This is a genomic window from Paenibacillus sp. FSL K6-1096, assembly GCF_037977055.1.
Taxonomy (GTDB): domain Bacteria; phylum Bacillota; class Bacilli; order Paenibacillales; family Paenibacillaceae; genus Paenibacillus_AQ.
Genome location: NZ_CP150274.1, coordinates 4,771,229 through 4,789,881, shown reverse-complemented (window position 1 = coordinate 4,789,881; position 18,653 = coordinate 4,771,229). Strand labels below are relative to the sequence as shown.

At 56.5% G+C, this 18,653-nt stretch carries 15 protein-coding genes; 4 read left to right on the top strand and 11 right to left on the bottom strand.

From position 1 onward, the window contains the following. Positions 1 to 72 precede the first annotated feature (72 nt). Positions 73 to 1,884, bottom strand: coding sequence for a vWA domain-containing protein (locus MHI24_RS21145; protein WP_340021491.1), 1,812 nt, complete (start codon positions 1,882 to 1,884; stop codon positions 73 to 75). A gap of 243 nt (positions 1,885 to 2,127) precedes the next feature. Between MHI24_RS21145 and MHI24_RS21140 the strand changes: the two genes are divergently transcribed. From MHI24_RS21140 to MHI24_RS21130, 3 genes are read left to right on the top strand one after another with little or no spacing between them, the layout of a single operon-like run. Then, complete coding sequence (locus MHI24_RS21140; protein WP_238652657.1) at positions 2,128 to 2,280, top strand: hypothetical protein; 153 nt, start codon at positions 2,128 to 2,130, stop codon at positions 2,278 to 2,280. Then, a complete protein-coding gene (locus MHI24_RS21135) occupies positions 2,273 to 3,196 on the top strand; it encodes a hypothetical protein (RefSeq protein ID WP_340021490.1) in 924 nt (307 codons plus the stop codon). The genes MHI24_RS21140 and MHI24_RS21135 overlap by 8 nt, the downstream gene beginning before the upstream one ends. A gap of 55 nt (positions 3,197 to 3,251) precedes the next feature. Beyond that, positions 3,252 to 5,057, top strand: a complete 1,806-nt coding sequence (locus MHI24_RS21130) for a hypothetical protein (RefSeq protein ID WP_340021489.1) — start codon at positions 3,252 to 3,254, stop codon at positions 5,055 to 5,057. 321 nt (positions 5,058 to 5,378) lie between these two features. On the opposite strand, the gene MHI24_RS21125 is transcribed toward MHI24_RS21130, so the two are convergent. The 7 genes from MHI24_RS21125 to MHI24_RS21095 all read right to left on the bottom strand — a co-directional run bounded on the left by MHI24_RS21125 (position 5,379) and on the right by MHI24_RS21095 (position 11,173). Beyond that, positions 5,379 to 5,714, bottom strand: a complete 336-nt coding sequence (locus MHI24_RS21125) for a hypothetical protein (RefSeq protein ID WP_340021488.1) — start codon at positions 5,712 to 5,714, stop codon at positions 5,379 to 5,381. Positions 5,715 to 5,796: 82 nt separating this feature from the next. After that, positions 5,797 to 7,209, bottom strand: coding sequence for an MFS transporter (locus tag MHI24_RS21120; RefSeq protein WP_340021487.1), 1,413 nt, complete (start codon positions 7,207 to 7,209; stop codon positions 5,797 to 5,799). Then, positions 7,206 to 7,844: a cysteine hydrolase gene (locus tag MHI24_RS21115; protein WP_340021486.1), complete on the bottom strand. Its 639-nt coding sequence runs from the start codon at positions 7,842 to 7,844 to the stop codon at positions 7,206 to 7,208. Before MHI24_RS21115 ends, MHI24_RS21120 begins: the two co-directional genes overlap by 4 nt. A 42-nt stretch (positions 7,845 to 7,886) precedes the next feature. Next, positions 7,887 to 8,936: an ABC transporter substrate-binding protein gene (locus MHI24_RS21110; protein ID WP_340021485.1), complete on the bottom strand. Its 1,050-nt coding sequence runs from the start codon at positions 8,934 to 8,936 to the stop codon at positions 7,887 to 7,889. Between the two features lie 41 nt (positions 8,937 to 8,977). Further along, positions 8,978 to 9,865, bottom strand: coding sequence for an ABC transporter permease (locus tag MHI24_RS21105; protein ID WP_340021484.1), 888 nt, complete (start codon positions 9,863 to 9,865; stop codon positions 8,978 to 8,980). Positions 9,866 to 9,896: 31 nt separating this feature from the next. Then, positions 9,897 to 10,682: an ABC transporter ATP-binding protein gene (locus MHI24_RS21100; RefSeq protein WP_340021483.1), complete on the bottom strand. Its 786-nt coding sequence runs from the start codon at positions 10,680 to 10,682 to the stop codon at positions 9,897 to 9,899. Positions 10,683 to 10,798: 116 nt separating this feature from the next. Then, complete coding sequence (locus tag MHI24_RS21095; RefSeq protein ID WP_340021482.1) at positions 10,799 to 11,173, bottom strand: Na-translocating system protein MpsC family protein; 375 nt, start codon at positions 11,171 to 11,173, stop codon at positions 10,799 to 10,801. A gap of 281 nt (positions 11,174 to 11,454) precedes the next feature. On the opposite strand from MHI24_RS21095, the gene MHI24_RS21090 reads away from it, so the two are divergent. Next, positions 11,455 to 12,258, top strand: coding sequence for a hypothetical protein (locus MHI24_RS21090; RefSeq protein WP_340026746.1), 804 nt, complete (start codon positions 11,455 to 11,457; stop codon positions 12,256 to 12,258). A gap of 31 nt (positions 12,259 to 12,289) precedes the next feature. On the opposite strand, the gene aroB is transcribed toward MHI24_RS21090, so the two are convergent. From aroB to MHI24_RS21075, 3 genes are all read right to left on the bottom strand, one after another. Then, positions 12,290 to 13,435 carry a 3-dehydroquinate synthase gene (gene aroB / locus MHI24_RS21085; RefSeq protein WP_340021481.1) on the bottom strand — a complete coding sequence of 382 codons (1,146 nt, stop codon included), beginning with the start codon at positions 13,433 to 13,435 and terminating at the stop codon, positions 12,290 to 12,292. A gap of 682 nt (positions 13,436 to 14,117) precedes the next feature. Next, complete coding sequence (locus MHI24_RS21080; protein WP_340021480.1) at positions 14,118 to 15,914, bottom strand: L-fucose isomerase; 1,797 nt, start codon at positions 15,912 to 15,914, stop codon at positions 14,118 to 14,120. 13 nt (positions 15,915 to 15,927) lie between these two features. Continuing rightward, the gene (locus MHI24_RS21075) at positions 15,928 to 18,642 is read right to left on the bottom strand and encodes a family 78 glycoside hydrolase catalytic domain (protein ID WP_340021479.1); all 2,715 of its coding nucleotides are present in this window, start codon (positions 18,640 to 18,642) and stop codon (positions 15,928 to 15,930) included. Between the last annotated feature and the right edge of the window lie 11 nt (positions 18,643 to 18,653).

Genomic DNA, 18,653 nt, shown 5'->3' with positions numbered 1-18,653 from the left:
AGTTAGCGTTGCGCTTCTTCCTGAGCCTGCTTCATCGGTTCCAGCATTCAGAAGCTTGCGCAGCCGTCGTTATCAGATCAAATATTCCAATAGCACCGTCTTGTCTACCGTCTGCAGGGAGACCGTTACCCGGTCACCGCTCTTCATCTCCAGCCCCCGGGACGTATCGGCGGCACGGCCTGAGCGTTCTACGGTGATGCCTTCGCCGCTGCGCAGCAGCAGGCGGTCATTCGTTCCCGGAGTGAAGACCAGCTTCTCGCTTTCCTTCAGCTCCGGGGCCAGCTGCAGCAGCTGATGGAGTGTGAACTTGCCGCGGAAGCCGGAGAGCTTCTTGTACTGCGGATAGGTTTTGTCCCCGGTATTGTTGTCGAGCACCTCCACTACCATCTGTCCAACGAACCCGCGGTTCGCCTTCCGGCGAAGCAGCAGGAATGCAGCAATCGCAGCCAGCAGCAGCACAGCGCCGCCAATTATATAGTAGAGAGTGCCGGAGGACTTCTCCTCCGCTGCCGGTTCTTCACCTGCTGACGGCGGGGCGGTCGCTACCGTCCCTGTCTTCGCGTTGATGGTCAGCTCGTCGCTCTCGCGGTAGAAGCTGCTCTCTTCAGCCCGGACCTTCAGCTTATATTCATGACTGTCTTGTATCTCAAAAGCGCCCTTAAACGCAGCGCCCGAATTGTCCAGCGGAATCTCCTGCACCTGACCGGTATCAACATCGGTCGCCAGCAGCACCGCCTTCATCTCCTGATACAGGCTGGCTTCCGTTACCTCCGCCCCGTTGCTGTACAGATGGGAGGAGATCTCAACCTTGTCACCCTTGCCGTAAGACTTGGCTGGCAGGGCATCCAGCTTCAGCTCCAGATCATAGTTGAACACCAGATTAATGTCGATCTTGTCCTGCGGCACACCCTTGACCTGCAGCTTCCAGTCCCCCTGCTCCGGCGAGAGCAGCTTGATCAGGGTGTAGGTGGACGACTTCGACAGCAGCACCTTATCCGAGGGGATGGCAACTTCCTTCCCGGAAGGATCGCTCAGCTTCGCCGTCACCGGCTTCGAGGACATGATCGAGATGTTCGCTTCCAGCACGCTGCTGTTCGGTATGTTCACCGTTACGTCCTGGAAATCACCGCTGGCCGTAATGGACGGCACCGGTACAACCTTCAGCTTCAGGTGGCTGGCAAAAATCTCGCTCAGAATCTGCGGCAGATCATCGGCGGAATTGGTCGTGAATGCCTTGCCGCCTGTCTCGCTGGACAGCCCGGCCAGAATATTCTTGTTCAGCTTGCCGTCGGCGTTCAGCCCGATGGTGTAGACGGGATAGCCTTTCTGCTTCGCCGCTTCTACCGCCGCCTTCAATTCCTGGTCGGAGTCGGACTGCTTGCGGCCGCTGGCCTCGTTGAGGTCATTATTGCCGTCCGCCAGCATCACGATCATCGGCTCATGGGAGGGATCGCTGCCGTTCTCCAGCACCTTCACCGCTTCCTTCATGCCGATGGCAAGATCCGTGTAGGGCCCGCGGCTCAGCCCGTCGATGAAGTCCTTCAGGTCCTGCTTGTCGCCTGCGGATTGAATGCCCAGCAGCGCCTTCTCGCGTTCCACCTTGTCGGTATAGGCCACTATGCCTACCTTGTCGCCCTGCGTGGACAGCATATCGATGAACATCTTCATCGCTTCGTTGGCAATCTTGTTCTTGTCGCTCTTGTTCATCGAGTTGCTGACATCAATCAGCAGCACAGCATCGATGTGTGAGGGCGCTGCAGAAGCAGCACCGGCTCTTCCCGCAGAGAACGGGGATACCGTGATGCACAGGACCAGCAGCAACAGCGGCAATAAGCGCAGCATTCTATTCTTGACTGTTCTGAAATTACGTTCTGTCCGAAGCATAAATAGGGCTCCTCTTGTGTAGAATTCGGCGGATATGGCTGAACCGGAAGCATAGCTAAATTCTGCCATTAACATGCCATTATGATATAATTAAACCTTGTAAACTTCAACATTGTGCCCGCCGGACCGGCACTTCGTCTGTAGGCATCGCCTTCATGAGGCGAACGTACTATTGTTAAGTATACGCTGTGTTGCTGAATATTTGATTAAAAGACCGTAACCTGCCCGGAAAGGAAGAGTTCCATGATTACATACGCCATACTAGGGATTACGTTTCTCTATTGCGTTATTCAGATTCTCTTGTATGCTTCACGCCAGCGGAAGCCGCTGACCCGTGAGGATATTGATGAGCGGCTGCTCGCTGCATTGAACGGAGGGGACACTCCTCGTGAATAAGAAGAAGCCTGTCGTCTTCCGGCCCTTCAAGGCTCCGCGCTATGCCTTCGGGAAGCTCCGCATCTGCCGCCGCTGCCGCCATTACACCGCGCTGGACGAGGAGCGCTGCGCCCGCTGCGGACGGGGCACCCTGCAGCCGGTGGAGAAGTACGCAGCGGCAGCAGCCGGGCGCAAAATGCAAACCCGGCTGCTGCTGATCCTGCTGCTGACTCTGGCCGGCATCTATCTGGGACAGAATCTGCAGCAGATGGCGCTGTGCGGTGCAGGCGGCCTCCTGTTAGCCGGACTAGTCTACTATACGCAGCGGAAGGTCCGGCAGAACGAGAATCTGTATGCGCTGAACGAACTGCTTGGCCGGAATATCCACAATATCAAGGAGGATCTGGAGCTGAACCGCCAGGAGGCGGTATCCGTCCTCCGCGAGAATGATGTGCTTGCCTACGAGAAGCTCCGCGAGATCTCCGTGCTGCTGCGCGGCGACCGGATTGCCCGCCAGCGGGTGGCCCTGCTGCACGGCTTCCAGCTGCGCAAGGACATGGAGCTGGAGATGGAGCAGCTCCTGCTGAAGGACTTCGAGCCGCTGCTGGCTGAATATATCGGCGAGATCGCCAGGGTCCGGCCGGATCTGATCAAAGACCGCACCCTCCGCTATGTCAAGAATTATGAGGTGCAGATTCTCGAAATGGACAACGGGCTGACGATACTCACTGCCGTTGCGGGGGCGGCTGTACGCATGAAGCGGTACGCGCTGCTCTACTCGGGACTGATCGGCAGATATGTGACCGAGCTGCCCAAGGACCGCTTCCTGCGCTTATCCAGACTGATTGCCGCCAGCCCGTATGAGCCTTGGAACGGCCTGGATGCCAGGGTTGCGGAGGCCCGTGAGCTGAAGTACCGCTGGGACCCTGAAGTGTAAGGATGGATGCGGTTGCCAGTCCTATCCTTATATATAAATAAAGGGGCTATATTATATGACGATCATCCGGGCATTTACCCTGCGAAATATTATGATCATTCTGTGTATAATCATGCTGATCCTGCTAGGGGATAAGGCGCTGGGGATACGCAGCAAGATTGAGGATGTCAGAGAAGCGGGACGGCTGTACGCTGAAGGTCAGCTCATCGCCGCCGAGAGCCGCTACCGGCTGGCGGCCGGCAATACCGCCATTCAGTACAAGGAAGAAGAGATTGCCTCAAGACTTAGGGAGCTGGCACCAATCACTGAGATCCGCAGCAGTCTGCACCGGATCTCCTTAAAGCTGAAGGACCAGCTGACGGTCAAGGATTTCACCGGATATATGGAGAGCTATGCTTCTCTGCTTAGCTTGAAGAGCAAGTATATGACGCCAGGCGGCCCCTATGAGGCTTATTATCGCCAGCTCTCGGCGGATTCAGGCCTGTCTAACCAGATGACTGCCGGGTTCCGGCTGTTCAAGGATGAGTTTCTGGCCGGCCTTGCCGCAGCGCCGTCGAATAAGGCGGACTCGGGCGAAGGCAGTGACAGTACGGACAGCCTCAAATGGAGCCTGCTGCAAATTCCGGCAGACTATTATGGAGGGGTGGCTCCCAAGGAGGAGCTATTGGCCGCACGCTTCGAATCCCATGACACCGCGAGGCTCAAGGCTCTGGCCGCTGCCGGAAGCTTCGGGCCTATGCTGGACAGCGCGTTGTCGCTGGAGGAAGCCTACCAGGGACACAGCTATACTGCGCCCTGGATTAAGAAGCAGGTTCAGGCCAGCGCACTGCTTATGCTGAACAAAGACCTCGACGGCGAGTATACCGCCGCCTTCGCCGGACATGCCGCCGCTTACCGCAGCTATGCCGCGGCGGCCGGTATCCGCTCCTCCAAGGTGCTGAAGCTGATCGACACCAGCATCGCCCGGCTGCTCCGCGAAGGCCAGCGCCATGTGCGCGGCGGCCGGTATGCGGAAGCGCTCAGGCTCTATGCGGAACTGGCCCCGGTGCAGGATACCTCGGCGGAGACGGCGGCCGCCACCCTGGCCTGGAACACCGCCGAGCCGGTACGGCTGCTGCCGGGCGGCGAAGTACAGGGCAGCTACACGCTGACAGCTACCGTTACCGGACGCTACGGGGCCAAGGTTGCTATAGCCGGTATAGACTCCGGCGGCAGGCTGGTCTATGCCGCGCTGAGTGAAGACGGCACCGTCTCCACGCAGACCGGCGAGACCCTGCCGGAGGCGGCGGGGCTGAGCAGTCTGGCTTTTGATGAGCCGTTGTCCGCTTACTCCAGGGTTCCCGTTGTAGTAGCCTCCGGCAGCGGGGCGGACGGGCGCACCGCCTTCACCGGCTACACCATCCGGCCGGAGGGAATCTCGCTGCTGCTGAGCTTCAGCGGCAGCAGGTATGAGCTGATGGCGGAGGACGGCTCGATCCGCGTTGCGGACACCGATCTTGCGGACGGGGCCGAGGGCCGGACCGCTATTTTCCGCCAGGTGAATGGAAGCTATGAATTCGCGGAGCTCTATGAGGAGGCTGTCACCTACACCCCGATTGATGCATCACAGCTTGAGCTTCATCTCAATGAGAAGGTGATGTTCTCCTGCGAGATTATCCTCGACTCCGCCGGAAGAACCGTTGCGCGGGCCAACGGGCGTGACCTGCTGCTTCAGGGCGAGGTGCCGCTAATCACCGGACCTGCCGCAGTCAGCGGCCAGTTCGTGAATGAATTCGGAGAGGTGGAGACGGAGCTTGGGGTGCAGACGGTGCCTGTGTTTGTGGTCGATTCGGCCCAGAGCTTAAGCCTGACACTGCCTTGATGTGCAGACGGCTGTATTCCCAGCGGACTGAGAGGACCCTATTTGCTCAAAAAGACGGCTTTTCTGCCCGTAGCTGACTGTGCGGCCGTTAAAAGGTGCGGTGATGCTGAAAATGAGGCGATGCAGGTTAGTTAAGAGCCACTGAGTCCGGATAGGTTACCGGAATGGCGTAAATACCCCAAATAACGGCCCTCCAGTTCGCGTGGACCGACGTGGACCAGGCCCCCAAAACGGAATACCAAAAACGCAAGAGTCAGGGCGGTGTTGATACCGCCCTGACTCTTGCGTTTTCTTTTGGCGCTGGAGATGTATGGTTATCGTTCATGAACGGCGGGCCTTGGCCGTCATCTGCCGGTCCTTCCTGCGGCCAAACAGCCGGGAATACCGCTTCCGGGTATACAGCACATCCGCTGATGCGCTCAGCGTCTCCTTCACCTCGCCGAGCACCGCCTGCGTCTCCTTGACCGCCAGCTTCATCCGCCCCAGCTCCGACTTCACTCCGTCCGTCCGCTGCTTCGCTGACTCCAGCGTCTCCTGCATATTCGCTTTGACTTCATCAACCGGGGCCTTCAGTCCGTCCACCGACTGCTTCACCCCGTCCAGCGACTGCTTCAGCCCCTCGATGCTGTTCTTGAATTCCTTCAGCGGATTGCCCATATCGTCCCCTCCTAAGCTCTCTTTCTCTATATTACCCAGAATGGCGGGGACGGCATTCAGCTCATTGCGAAGCTTCTGACTGTTAGGGCATGTGCAGATGCTCTGCACCTTTGCGCTTGCTGCTGTGGCGGAAGGAGTACAGCGGCCAGATGGAGGACAGGCCGACTGCTGCTGCACAGACGATGAACACGGCCAGATAGCTTCCGCTTGGCCTGTTCCCGCTGCCGATCATCAGGCCGCCCGCTGCCGTTCCGAACATCATACCGATATTACGGGCCAGAGCCAGCACGCTGCTGACCCGGCCAAGCTGCGCCTTCGGCGCCAGCCCCATAACAATGCTTGTGTTAGGCGAAGTAATCAACCCCATCGCGCAGCCCAGGAGGACAACCGGCAGGACCATTGCACCCGCGCTCAAGGCCGGAGAGCCAAGGCCCAGCGCCAGCAGCGTGATACTCATCAGCAGCAGGCCGGCGGTCAGGATACCAACCGGTCCTTTACGGTCGGCAATATTCCCGCTGACAGGGGCAGTTACCACCAGCGCCAGCGGATAGCCGATCATAATCAGCCCCACCCACGCAGGCTCGGCGCCGGATAGGCGCAGCAGTGAAGGCAACGCCAGCTGTGCGGCAAAAGCGGCCATATACGTAATAACCGTAATCACGATCCCTACCACAAAGCTCCGGTCCGTGAACAAGCTGAAGTCGTTATCCGCAGCCGGGTTCATCCGCTGGCTGAAGCGGACATATGCCATATATCCCGCAGCCAGCCCTACTGAGACCGCCAGCAGCAGCAGTACGGGCAGTGTCAGGAAAGAGGAGCGGCTGCCGAGATCGAAGGCAATCATCAGGGAGGAGAGGCAGGCGGCCATCCAGGCCGCTCCGGCCAGATTGATCCGCCCGCCGGCTGTCTCCGTATCCCCGGGAATCAGTCTGTGCGCGAGCACAGCCACAGCCGCCGCAGCCGCGGCCAGCAGCCAGAAGTTGCTCTCCCAGGCAAACCACTGAATCAGGAAGCCGCCTAGCCCTGGGCCTGCCATCGAGCCCGCAGCGACGAAGGTACTCATCAGCCCCAGCGCCCGGCCCCGCTGCTCCGCCGGAAAGAGCGAGACAATCAGGGCCATGTTGGTCGCCTGATACATAGAAGCCCCTGCCCCTTGCACAACTCTGAAGCCCAGCAGCATCGCTTCATTCTGGGCCAGCGCACAGCCGAGTGCTCCGGCCGCGAAGGCGAACAGACCCAGGTTATGCACCTTCCGGCGGCCGAACCTGTCCCCCAGCCTCCCCATTACAGGGAGCAGCACCGAGATCACCAGCAGATAGATACTGACCACCCACTGCGCAGAGGCCACCGGAATCTGCAGATCCGCCGAGATATCAACCAGCGATATATTGAACATCCCGGCGGACAGATTCGACAGGAACGCCCCGAGACAGATGACCACCTTGACCGCCGTACGGTTCACGGCCCGCTCCGGCGGGGGCACCGGGAGACTCATGACAGCTGCTGCAGCACAGGCGGGTTCCAGGTCTTCCAGCCTGCCTCAATCTCTGCGGCAGAAGCAACCACGCCGAAGTACCCTCTCATATTCTCCAGCGTCATCTCATGCGCCGCCCGGGAATAGGAGGCACAGGCGTCCTGAGCCATCACAATCTGATAATCGAGCATGAACCCGTCCCTTGCGGTCGACTCCACGCACACATTGGTGCTAACCCCAGTCATAATCAGCGTTTCAATCCGCTGCGAGCGCAGCACAGAATCCAGCCGGGTATTGATAAAAGCGCTATACCGGTGTTTATTGACGATAATCTCCCCGGGAAGCGGGTCCACCTCGTAGAATTCAGCCCCCCAGCTCCCCCGACGGCAGACGCCCAGCGAGCCGCGCCCGGAGCGGGAGGTCCAGACCTGGGAATCGGTCGCCTTTTCATGATAGGTCTGAATGTAGATGACCGGCACCCCCTGCGTTCTTGCCGCCGCAATCAAACCGTGCAGCTGCGGCATCATCTCCTGCACAGCGGACACATCATTGCCTCCTGCAGCCAGTGCGCCCTCCTCATGGCAATAATCATTCTGAACATCTACTATAATAAGGGCCGTTTTATCAGGGATAATCAGATCGGCAGTTAACTCCATTCTCGTCACCTCTTTAGTTATTGGAGAGCTATAGCGCTCTGCTTACTTTGCTGCTGTTTGATTCACAAACTGCATATCGACCAGGTCATCATAGGTATACTCGCCTTTGTAGATTCCGGTCTTGATCATTACATCCATATCCTTATCCAGCGCCTCCTGCGAGATCACTCCATCCGGACTCCAGAGCTGGTCGTCATACGCCCGGTCAAGGGCCGCCTGGGCAGCAGTATCGGAGAGAGTAGGGAATTCCGCCTTAAGAACACGCATCGCCAGCTCCTTATCCTCCTGAATAGCCTTCAGTGCCTTAACAACGGCGTTCACCGCCTTCTGCACGGTCTCCGGGTCCTTCTCCAGGGTGGACTTCTTCACGCTCAGCACCGAGTAAGCATAATCCCCCATATCATGGAACTTGTAAAAGGGTTCATCCCACACCCCCTTGGCAATCCCGTCACTGATCTGCGGCTCAGCGCCGTTGGCAATATCCGCAGCTCCCTGCTGGACCATCGCCACCACGGTAGAGCCATCCGCCGGCTCCAGCAGCCGCACATCCTTCTGCGGGTCAAGCCCAAGCTCCAGCAGCAGATATTGGGTCAGCAGATTAGGCGTACCGCCATGCCGCCCGGCATTCAGTTTCTTGCCCTTCAGGAAGGCTGCCAATTCTTCGTCTGAGCTGCCTGCCGGGGCTGTCCCTTTTTTGGCCATCAGATAGACATTCGCCCGGTTCACCACATTGCTGACCGAGACAATCGGGTCGGAGTTGCCGATATTCGCCAGCGCATTGGACTCCGGCCCGCCGATGACCGCCCAGGCATCCCCGCTGACCACCGAGGTCACATGGGTACCGCCCGCAGCCTGAAGCATCTCCACCTCAAGGCCCTCCTCGGCAAAATACCCCTCGCGCTGCGCCACATACAGCGGCAGATAACCTGTATAATGCAGCGGCTCGGCGATAACCAGCTTCTTCAGCTTCTCCGCACCGTTCCCGGCAGCGGCTGCATCCACTTCAGCATTGCCTTTACCGCCGCAGCCGGACAGCAGAATTACGGAGGCCAGCAGGACGGCCGACAGCTTCACTTTGGTTACATTCTTCATTGGCTTCTCTCCTCTATCTTGTTGAAATGATGACCCGCTTCTTAAGCCTTCTTCATCCCATATCCCTTAGACAACCACTTCTCCAGCAGCACAACTCCTGCATACATAACCATCGACAGTACAGACAGAACTACAACGCCTACCCAGACCAGATTAATGTCGAGAATGGTCCCCGCGTAAATGACCATACGGCCGATACCATGGCTCGAAGCGATGAATTCCCCGACAATCGCACCGGCCAGCGAGAGGGCAATATTAATCCGCAGACTGCTGATCATCCAGGGCATCGCCCAGGGAATGACCACTTTGGTGAATACCTGATGCCGCTTCGCCCCAAGCGAGTACATCAGCTTCTCCATATCCTTGTCCACACTCTGCACGCCGCTGTGCGCCGACAAGGCCGCCACAACCACTGTCATGGCAAAAGCTAACGCCACCTTCGAGAAGAAGCCGATGCCCAGCAGTATCACCAGCACCGGGGCAAGCGCCAGCTTCGGCATGGCGTTGAGCAGGATCAGGAACGGTTCGCTGATGCCGGCAAATTTGCGTGACCACCAGAAGGACAGGCCAAGCAGCGAGCCGAGCAGCGTTCCGCCAATGAAGCCGAGAACGGTCGAGCTGGAGGTATAGGCGATATCCGCCAGCAGCGTCCCCTCTGTGATCTGAGTCCAGGTTGTGCTGATGATCCGCACCGGGCTGCTCCAATAATAGGGATCCATCCAGCCTGCCCGTGTGAACAGCTCCCAGCAGAGCACGATCAGCAGCGCCACGGACAGCCGTCCGATCCCGATAATCCGCCGCGTCCGGCGTCTGGCCGCCTCTTCATCAATAATGACAGGCTTCTTCTGCAGCTTCTCCGGCTTGACTGTAGAGACCGGGGCAGCCTCCAGCTTGTGAATGACATAGCCTTTCTTTTGCACACTCTCCATGGTTGTCCTCTCCTTTAACAGTTTATGAGTTCTAAGAGATACGGCTGGCCGGCTCCTGGCCGCCGCTTGACAGCAGACTCAGCAGGTGAGCCTTGAGCTCCATAAATGAAGCGGATACCGTATCCTCCTGATGTCTGGGACGCGGCATATCTACCGAGATCTTGGAGATGATTCTTCCCGGACGTCCGGAGAAGACATAGATATCGTCAGACAGGTAGATTGCTTCATCAATATCATGAGTGACAAACAGCACGGTCTTGCGGAAGTCCTCCCAGATTTCCAGCAGCCAGTTCTGCATGGTCAGCCGGGTCTGGGCATCGAGAGCGCCAAAGGGCTCGTCCAGCAAAATAATATCGCGGTCATACAGCAGCGTACGGAGCAGCGCTGCCCGCTGGCGCATCCCTCCTGACAGCTCGGCCGGATAATGTCCGTCGAAGCCCTTCAGGCCATACCTTTCCATAAGGGGCTTGGCCCGGGCTACCGCTTCCTTGCGCGGCACCCCGCGGATCTCCATGCCCAGAATGATATTATCCAGAATCGTCCTCCACGGAAGGAGCATATCCTTCTGCAGCATATAGCCGACATATCCGGTCTTTAAGGCGATATCCTCGCCATCTGCCAGCACCCGGCCGGTGGAGGGCGGAATCAGGCCCGCGATAATATTGAACAGCGTGGACTTGCCGCAGCCGCTGGGGCCGATAATACTGACAAATCTTCCTTCTTCTATGGAGAGATTCGTCTCCTGCATGGCCATAATCTCCTGGCCGTCACGGCGGAACCACTTGCTGACACCGGCAATTTCAATTTTGGTTTTCATAGAATCAGCCCCTTAAGAAAGTAATAGAATTGACCATAAACAAAAAGCCGCCAGTTCTGGACACACCCCCGCAGGGAAATGTCCTAAAACTGACGGCAGGCCGGCTCTCCGAATGATCAGAGTTCCAACGTAGCGTTCAGATAATGCTCAAGGTCCTTCTCTAAAATTATGATCGTACCGGAATACTCGGTCTCCACATCATAATCTTTAAGAACAGCCTTAATATTGATTTGAAATTCATCCAGAAAAGCCTGCTTGATCTCACATTTGAACACTTCATGCAGCACCAGATTCATCTGGCGGCTTGCGGCGGGATCATGGGTATCCAGCACCTTGAGTACGGGCACCCGGCTGTTAATGGATAAGATTATAATCTTGTTGCCCACGAAATCGACCTTCTGCTGCTTAACGCCGGCGTTGAACAGCTTCTTGTTAATCTCGTTGTAAATCCGTAGAATATCCTGTTTCCATTGTCCGGCGGAAGCGATCATTAGCGATCACACCTTTGCTGCAATAGATTATGTTATGAAATGTGACTTATAAGCAACTATATCGCCTGTTTGCCCACCGCTTATACATCATTATAGATAAAAATAAGAACTTGTCAATAAAAATACGGAAGATAATATAACATTAATAGAAGGATAATAAGATAGATGATATATTATATGACAATAAAAAGCGTCATTTAGCGCGAAGCTCCCCTTTTATTTGAAAGATTAAGGGTCACGATGATAATATATAACGTAATTTAATGAATTGGAGGGATATGATGGACGCTAAAGCGAAAAAAATATTAAACAAAACGTTTTGGTCTGCACAGGGGTGGAAGCCTGCCGGGACTAGACTACCTTTTGCTGGAGAAGAGTTTGAATATGCTAAAAGCAAAGGGGTGATGTTCGACCCTGTGACGATGACGCATGATGAGTGTGTGTCAAGAATCCGTGATTTGCTGGAGCATGAGGTTACGAAGGATAGTGTAGCCGCTGCCTTTTTACATAGCTTGTCCACAAGAAAAGTACATCTGAGAAGCGGGTTATCCAGCTATGCATTAACCAGCAATCTTACCCGGCATAAATATAGCGACAAGCTTTTGGAGCGTGCCGGCTACAGCCATTGCTTCTATTGTAATGAGCATAAATTAATGACTCATGAAGAGTGGAATAATGAGGATATTAATATTTTGAATTTTGAACGGGTAAAATGGGGTGGTGTCCGCTTAAATTGGCTCCTCTATTGCTGGATGGATATAGAACTGCTAGCGAAGGAGGAGCCGGTGGAGGTGACATCCGAGGATGTTCAGCTGCTCAAAAATTTACTGGCCGAAGTGGATGCCTGCGCTGAGACGGATTCCGCGCGTAAATTAGAGAAGCGCTGGAAGGATGTATTGTCCTCCAACCAGTATGAACGGGATGTTCTGATGGAGATCTGGGGTTTTGCAGGTATATTAGCTTCTGAGGAACGGCTTGGACCTGAACGCGGCAGAGGGACGGACTTCGTATCCGTAGATTCATGGCTTGGCATAGACCGTTATGCGAAAGAGAAGGTAGAGTATTATTTTGGTGCTTATTTATAGCAAGGAGAATGGAGTGGGAGTAACGATAAAATCACCGGATTGCGCGTAACTCCTCCAGCAGCTCCATCACCTCTGACTCCTCTACCGGAACGGAATATGAGCCGTCAGCAAAACGCTTCATCGCCCCGATGCCGTCCTGGAAGACGAAGCGGATGCGGCCGCTGCGCACTTTTTTGTCCGTGTACATCTTATCCAGGAGTGCCCGGTTGGTAATATAATCCGGAAGCTCTGTCGGCAGACCGGCCTTCTTCAGCAGAGCCGCTACACGATCAGCGTCTTCCTCCGTCATATATCCGTACTTCGCCCCCAGCCTCGCCTGGATAACAAGTCCCACAGCAATGGCTTCGCCATGAAGCAATCGATAACCGCTTAGCGCCTCAAGCGCCCGTCCTGCGGTATGCCCGAGGTTCAGAATCTGCCGCAGATTACTTTCATGCTCATCCTGCTCTACCACCTCATATTTGATCCGGCAATTGGTCAGCGCGATATGCTCACACACTCCGGCATCCAGGATTAGTTCCCCATCTGCCGTAATGATTCTGTCCATGTTCGCTTCCAGGTAGCTGAAGAACTGCTCATCGCTCATACAGGCGTGCTTAATGGTCTCGGCCAGACCGCTTCTGAATTCACGGGCCGGAAGCGTTCGCCAAGCTGCCAAATCTATGTATACTTTACGGGGTTGATGGAATACTCCGATCAGGTTGGTGGCGACAGGGGTGTTCACGCCTGTTTTGCCGCCAACTGAGGCATCCGCTGCTGCCAGCAGGGTGGTAGCGTAATTCAGAGAAGGTACTCCCCGGCCAAAGGTTCCTGCCAGAAAGCCCGCCAGATCCGTCACCGCTCCGCCGCCTACCGCGATGATACAGCAATCCCTGCCGTAAGCATGGCTCAGCAATTGGTCCTCCAGCAGCGCCTTGGTCTCACGGGTCTTCGAGCTCTCCCCCGCCGGAAAAGAGAATAAGTCCGCCTGGAATCCCTCACGCCGCAGCAGCTCCAATAAAGGACGCCCATACAACGGCTCCACCGTAGAGTCTGTAATAATAGCATATTTGCTGACTCCTTCAATCAGCCCCTGCTGCAAATCGCGGACTAATGAGGCAAACAGATGCTCACCAATTTCAATAGAGTACGAGTGATCGACTACTTTTTGGAGTGTTACTTCAAAGCTCTTGGACAATGGGATGGGCCCCTTTCTGCTATATAATTATGCATACAACCGTACAGTACATATTTCCGGAATATTATAACATAATTTAGGAGGGTTACCGTCTGGTTTGTCTTATACTGTGCAAAATCACCCTAACGGGTGAAGGAAGCTGGTATGTCTCTCGCCAGCCGCTTGTAAAGAGCAGCATTGTTGCACTCTTTGCAAGATTTCTTTATAAAGTTACTGGCTGAAGCACTAATGTTGCATTATTTGCACAAATTTCGGAGTTAAAGGCAAGTTAGCGCTGGATTTGTTGTATTTCGTGCAGGATTTTAGCAGAAACCGCTTCTATGGGAAAGCATTGTTGCAATTTTTGCAGGATTTCTTTATAAATGTTACTGGCTGTGAAGTGACGCCCTTCCCTCGGCGCAGCAGCACCCATTGTATTCGGTTTTTCGCATACATTTGCCCGCTTGCCATCATTGCAGCAAATTGTGTTCAGTTTTTCGCATAGATTTGGCCCACGTACCTTTGTGGCAGTACATTGTATTCGGTTTTTAGCACACATTCGACCCGCATACCTTCATTACAGCAAATTGTGTTCGGTTTTTCGCATACATGTTAAAAGACTATAGTTTCCTAAACAAAACAACCAATGAAAAAGCCCGGTCCCGAACGTATCCGGAGCCAGGCTTATGCGTACAGCACGATACTATGAATATAACGGCCCGTAGGCGGCGCAGGCGCGGAAATCGGCGCCTTCAGGGTCCTTGGTGCCGAATGCGCTCCAGGCGCTGGGGCGGAACAGGCGGCGCTTTTCCACATTATGCATGTTGACCGGAATCCGCAGAATGCTCGCCAGCGTAATGAGATCGGCGCCGATATGGCCGTAGCTGACCGCGCAGTGATTGGAGCCCCACGCCTCCATGACGGCATACACATCCTCAAAGACCGGGTCGCCCGGCACCGTATTGGGCACAAACCAGGTAGTCGGCCAGGTTGGCGTGGTGCGCAAATCGAGAGCATCGTGCACATCCTCAGGCAGTTCGAGCGTATACCCCTCCGCCAGTTGGAGCACAGGCCCCAGCCCATCCACCAGATTGATGCGCGACATCGTCACCGGCATGCCGCCTTTGGTCGTATAGTCCGTTGAGTAGCCGCCGCCCGCGAACTGATCCATATAGGTCGGCCGCCAGCTTGTTGCAGCGAGACAGGCCTCGGCTTCTTCCCTGCTGATCTCCCAGTGCGGCTTCATGACCGGCCGCCCCTCTCTGCTCTGTTCCCCGGTGCCGTCCAGCGCGGCAGGCCCCGAATTGATCAAATGGATAAAGCCGCCGGCGCCGGGTCCTTCCGGCGTCCAGCCGGTGACGCGCCAGACGGTTTCCGGGCTCCAGTACGCCCGCACATCGGCGAAGATCTGGGCGGTATGGGATAAATAATGATTGAACAGCATGGTGACTGCGTTCAGATTGTCGTTCTCCGTCGCGACCGTGTAAGGCTCGCGGATGCCGTTCCAGTCGAACGAGCTGCACAGCAGCGCCTCCAGTACATCGGCGCTCGGGTTATGGTCGGTCCACTCCCGCTGCCCCTGGAAGCCGGAAGCGATCGCGTTGTAGCCGTAAGCCTCTTCCTCGAAGCCAAGCTGAGCCAGCCGCGGATTACCGATCATGAGGTCGCGGACAATCATCGCCATTTTAACAGAGGTTGCCCAGTTTGTTCGCTTGCGGTCTGCAGGGATACGCTCCTCCTCCGCATTCGGGTTGGGCCCTTCCCGGCAGAAGCGGGACACCCAGTCCATGGCCGTCTTAAGCTCCTCCGGATCGTAAATACCTGCGTCCAGCCTGCGCGTCACCTCCGTCATATCGACATAAGCGTTGGTCATGCCGAGATAACGCCGGTAGAAATCCTCATTCACCACACAGCCCGCGATCCCCATGGAGACGGAGCCGACCGACAAATACGATTTGCCCCGCAGCAGCGCGGCCGCAAGGCCTGCACGCGCAAAGCGGGTCAGCTTATCCTGCACATCCTCCGGCAGCGACCGCTCCCCGCTGTCCTGAATGTGACGTCCGTAGATTTTAAATACCGGCAGCCCTTTCTGGTTATGGGCGGCATGAAGGGCGGCCAGATATACGGCTCCCGGCCGCTCTGTACCGTTAAAGCCCCAGACAGCGTGTGGTATGGCCGGGTCCGTCTCCATCGTCTCCAGCGGATAACACCACCCGCTGGCCACGGTTACAATTACGCCAACTCCTGCCTTCCGGAACTGCTCCGCACAGCGGGCTGCCTCCGGCAGCCCGGAAATACAGGTATCGAACACGATGACCTCTGCGGGCGAACCGTCGGGGTTGCGGACGGATGACGAGATGACAGCTGCGGCTTCGTGCGCAAGCGCCATCGTCATCTCCTTCAATGCTGCCTTCACCTGCTTCCGGCGGTCAATGACCGGACGGATGCCAATCTTAGGGAACCCGCCTGCATAACGATGTGTGAAATCCAAATCCGCCATAAGCTCCTCCTTTTTAGTATGCCGTAAATTGGTGCCGGCCCGGGCCGGCTTCATGGCGCACCCGTGCCCCTGTTTGCTGCCTGTCAGACGGGAGCATAATAACGGCTGTCGTGTCAGGCGGTATAACGACTGTCAGCACAAGCTCCCCGGCCGTCCGCGACCATTCCGACCGGATCAGCCCCCGGACCGAGCGGATTTCGGCCGCCGCCGAGTCCAGACCCTCCGGAATATGCGGATGAATCAGAATCCGTTCGTAGCCCGGAGCCAGCGGACGGATGCCGGCCAGCCGGGTATAGAAGGACGCGCCAATCCCGCCGAACATGGCATGGTCATGCGAATGCATGGCGCCTTTGGGACTCCACTGCTCCCAGAGAGTTGTAGCACCCTGAGCGATCTGATAGCCGAACCCGGGATATTCCGTACCGCGCAGGATGGTGAGCGCCAGATCGATATACCCGTGATCAGCCAGAACATCCATCAGGTAACGCGTTCCGTAGATGCCCGTCCCCAGCCGGCCGCCTTGCTCCGCAATGGCCTCCGCCAGTCTGCGCGCCGCTGCGTCCACAAGACCTGCGGGAACCAGACCATAGGCGAGCGGCATGATTTGCGCAGTTTGCGACCCGCTGCCGTACACGCCCGCTCCTTGGTGAAACCGGGCATGAAACGCTTCAGCCACCGATTGTCCGAGCGCTTCGTAACGGGACCGGTCTTCCTCCAGTCCGAGCACTCCGGCGGTTTCCGACACGATAACGGCCAGCCTGTAATATAAGGCGGTATTCACCAGCCCGACTTCATGGAAATAAGCTTCCCAACCGTCCTCATTAGGCGGGCACCAGTCTCCAAAGCCCTCCTCCACCAGTCCCTCCGGCCATTTGGCGGCCAGATGCTCGACATACGACTTCATCGCCGGATAACTGTCCTCCAATACGCCAACGTCTCCGTAATACCAATACAGATGCCAGGGCAAAGACACCTTGTCTCCGCTCCAGTCCGGGTTCGATTCGCTGTCCTTAATATCGCCCAGCCATTTCCGGTAATACGCCTGCATATCAAAATTATGGATGCCGGCTTCCTCCACAACGGCGGAATCCATCAGGCAGGGCGTCCGCTCGTCGCGCTGGCAGCAGTCTGTCGGAATGCTGACCAGATTGTTCAGGTACGACCAGCGGATATTGCTCTGAATCCGGTTCAGCAGCGGATCGGAGCTGGTGAACGTCCCGGCCTCGGTAACGTCGGCATGGATTGGAACAGCAGTAATGGAATCCGGTTCTATTCCGCCGGTGATCTCCACATAGCGGAAGCCGTGATAGGTGAACCGCGGCTCGTACATCTCCGCTTGGTGCTCTGCGGAATCAGCCGGTAGCTGTCCGCCGCGTAAAATATAGACATCCGCCGCTCTGGCATTCCGGTTGGTCCAGGGATCAATATTCCCCCGCTCGTCAATAAGCTCACTATATTTCATTGTTATACGATGTCCTGATGGACCCTGGACGGATATTCTCACCCATCCCGCTATATTTTGACCGAAATCGTATACCAGCGTACCTGCTCTTGGACGAAGCACGCGGACCGGGACGAGCGGTTCAAAGGGAAGCACCGGCGGCTGCGGATTGGGCAGCAGCTCCCCTTCCGGCGGTTCCGCAAGCCTGGCCGCACGCCAGGATTCACCTCCGGTATATCCGGCCAGATTCCAGCCCGCGGGAATCAAGCGGCCGTCCAAGGTCTCCCCGTCGTATATGTCGTTCACCAGAATAGGGCTGTCCGTACAGGTCCACGACTCATCGGTACCAACAATGACGCTGCTGCCGTCCTCAAGCTCCGCAGCCAGCTCCAGAATGACCGCCTTATCACGCTTCCATTTCCAGCCCCAGCGGGAGTAATTATGATTGTAGCCGTTGCCGAGCCACAGACCGATTACATTCTCGCCTGACTGGAGAAGTCCGGTGACCTCATAGGTATCGTACAGCAGCCGCCGGCCGTAAGGGGTGTTGGCCGGGGCAAGCACGCGCCGGTCCGGCTTGTGTCCGTTAACGGTCAGCTCAACCCAGCCGAGCGCGTATACCCGGATGACCGCCTTCCTGATTCCGGCTGACAGCCCGAACGCCCGGCGGAACAGCGGGCTGTCTACGGGAACCGGCGAGCGGCAGAGCGAGGTTACGTTCTCCGCCAGCCTTAATCCGTTACCGGAGCGGTCGATTTCGCCTGCCGTGAAATGGATCGTATCCGGGTCATAGAAGCGGTTCACATATAGAGCTCGGCCTATGGAATCGAATACGCGCAGCTCACGGAATACGGCACTGCTTCCCGCTTCCGTCCGGAAGCCCACCGTTCCTGCAAACGGAGCAGACGGGACCGCCATCGTCTGCTGTCCGTTTATACGGACAATAACCGTTTCTTCTCGTTGCAGCAATTCAAACAGAACCTCTGAATTGCTGCCTGAATCTGCCTGCTCCGGCCGGATCAGTCCGGGCGCTTCCGCCGTTCCCAGTGCTTGCTCCCGTCCGTCTTCTACAGTGAACAAGCTTACAGTACCGGTTCCCGCATCAAGTACGCAGGTATAATGGCGCTCCTCCGATTGATAGCCGAACAGCAGGGCGGCGCGGCCCCGTTCCAGTTGAATAAGTACGCTGACGCTGTACCCGTCCCATGCATAATGATTTTCTATCGGCCTTGTAATCCAGCTGGCTTGCCAGGCGTTTGTTATGGTGCTGCCGTTGCGGCTGTCCATCTTCGCTCCTC

Bases quoted from the DNA above. Each gene is read 5' to 3' on its own strand.
- MHI24_RS21080 (WP_340021480.1), bottom strand. From the start codon at position 15,914: ATGGCGGATTTGGATTTCACACATCGTTATGCAGGCGGGTTCCCTAAG.
- MHI24_RS21100 (WP_340021483.1), bottom strand. From the start codon at position 10,682: ATGAAAACCAAAATTGAAATTGCCGGTGTCAGCAAGTGGTTCCGCCGT.
- MHI24_RS21090 (WP_340026746.1), top strand. From the start codon at position 11,455: ATGGACGCTAAAGCGAAAAAAATATTAAACAAAACGTTTTGGTCTGCA.
- MHI24_RS21125 (WP_340021488.1), bottom strand. From the start codon at position 5,714: ATGGGCAATCCGCTGAAGGAATTCAAGAACAGCATCGAGGGGCTGAAG.
- MHI24_RS21105 (WP_340021484.1), bottom strand. From the start codon at position 9,865: ATGGAGAGTGTGCAAAAGAAAGGCTATGTCATTCACAAGCTGGAGGCT.
- MHI24_RS21075 (WP_340021479.1), bottom strand. From the start codon at position 18,642: ATGGACAGCCGCAACGGCAGCACCATAACAAACGCCTGGCAAGCCAGC.
- MHI24_RS21110 (WP_340021485.1), bottom strand. From the start codon at position 8,936: ATGAAGAATGTAACCAAAGTGAAGCTGTCGGCCGTCCTGCTGGCCTCC.
- MHI24_RS21130 (WP_340021489.1), top strand. From the start codon at position 3,252: ATGACGATCATCCGGGCATTTACCCTGCGAAATATTATGATCATTCTG.
- MHI24_RS21120 (WP_340021487.1), bottom strand. From the start codon at position 7,209: ATGAGTCTCCCGGTGCCCCCGCCGGAGCGGGCCGTGAACCGTACGGCG.
- MHI24_RS21145 (WP_340021491.1), bottom strand. From the start codon at position 1,884: ATGCTTCGGACAGAACGTAATTTCAGAACAGTCAAGAATAGAATGCTG.
- MHI24_RS21115 (WP_340021486.1), bottom strand. From the start codon at position 7,844: ATGGAGTTAACTGCCGATCTGATTATCCCTGATAAAACGGCCCTTATT.
- MHI24_RS21095 (WP_340021482.1), bottom strand. From the start codon at position 11,173: ATGATCGCTTCCGCCGGACAATGGAAACAGGATATTCTACGGATTTAC.
- MHI24_RS21140 (WP_238652657.1), top strand. From the start codon at position 2,128: ATGATTACATACGCCATACTAGGGATTACGTTTCTCTATTGCGTTATT.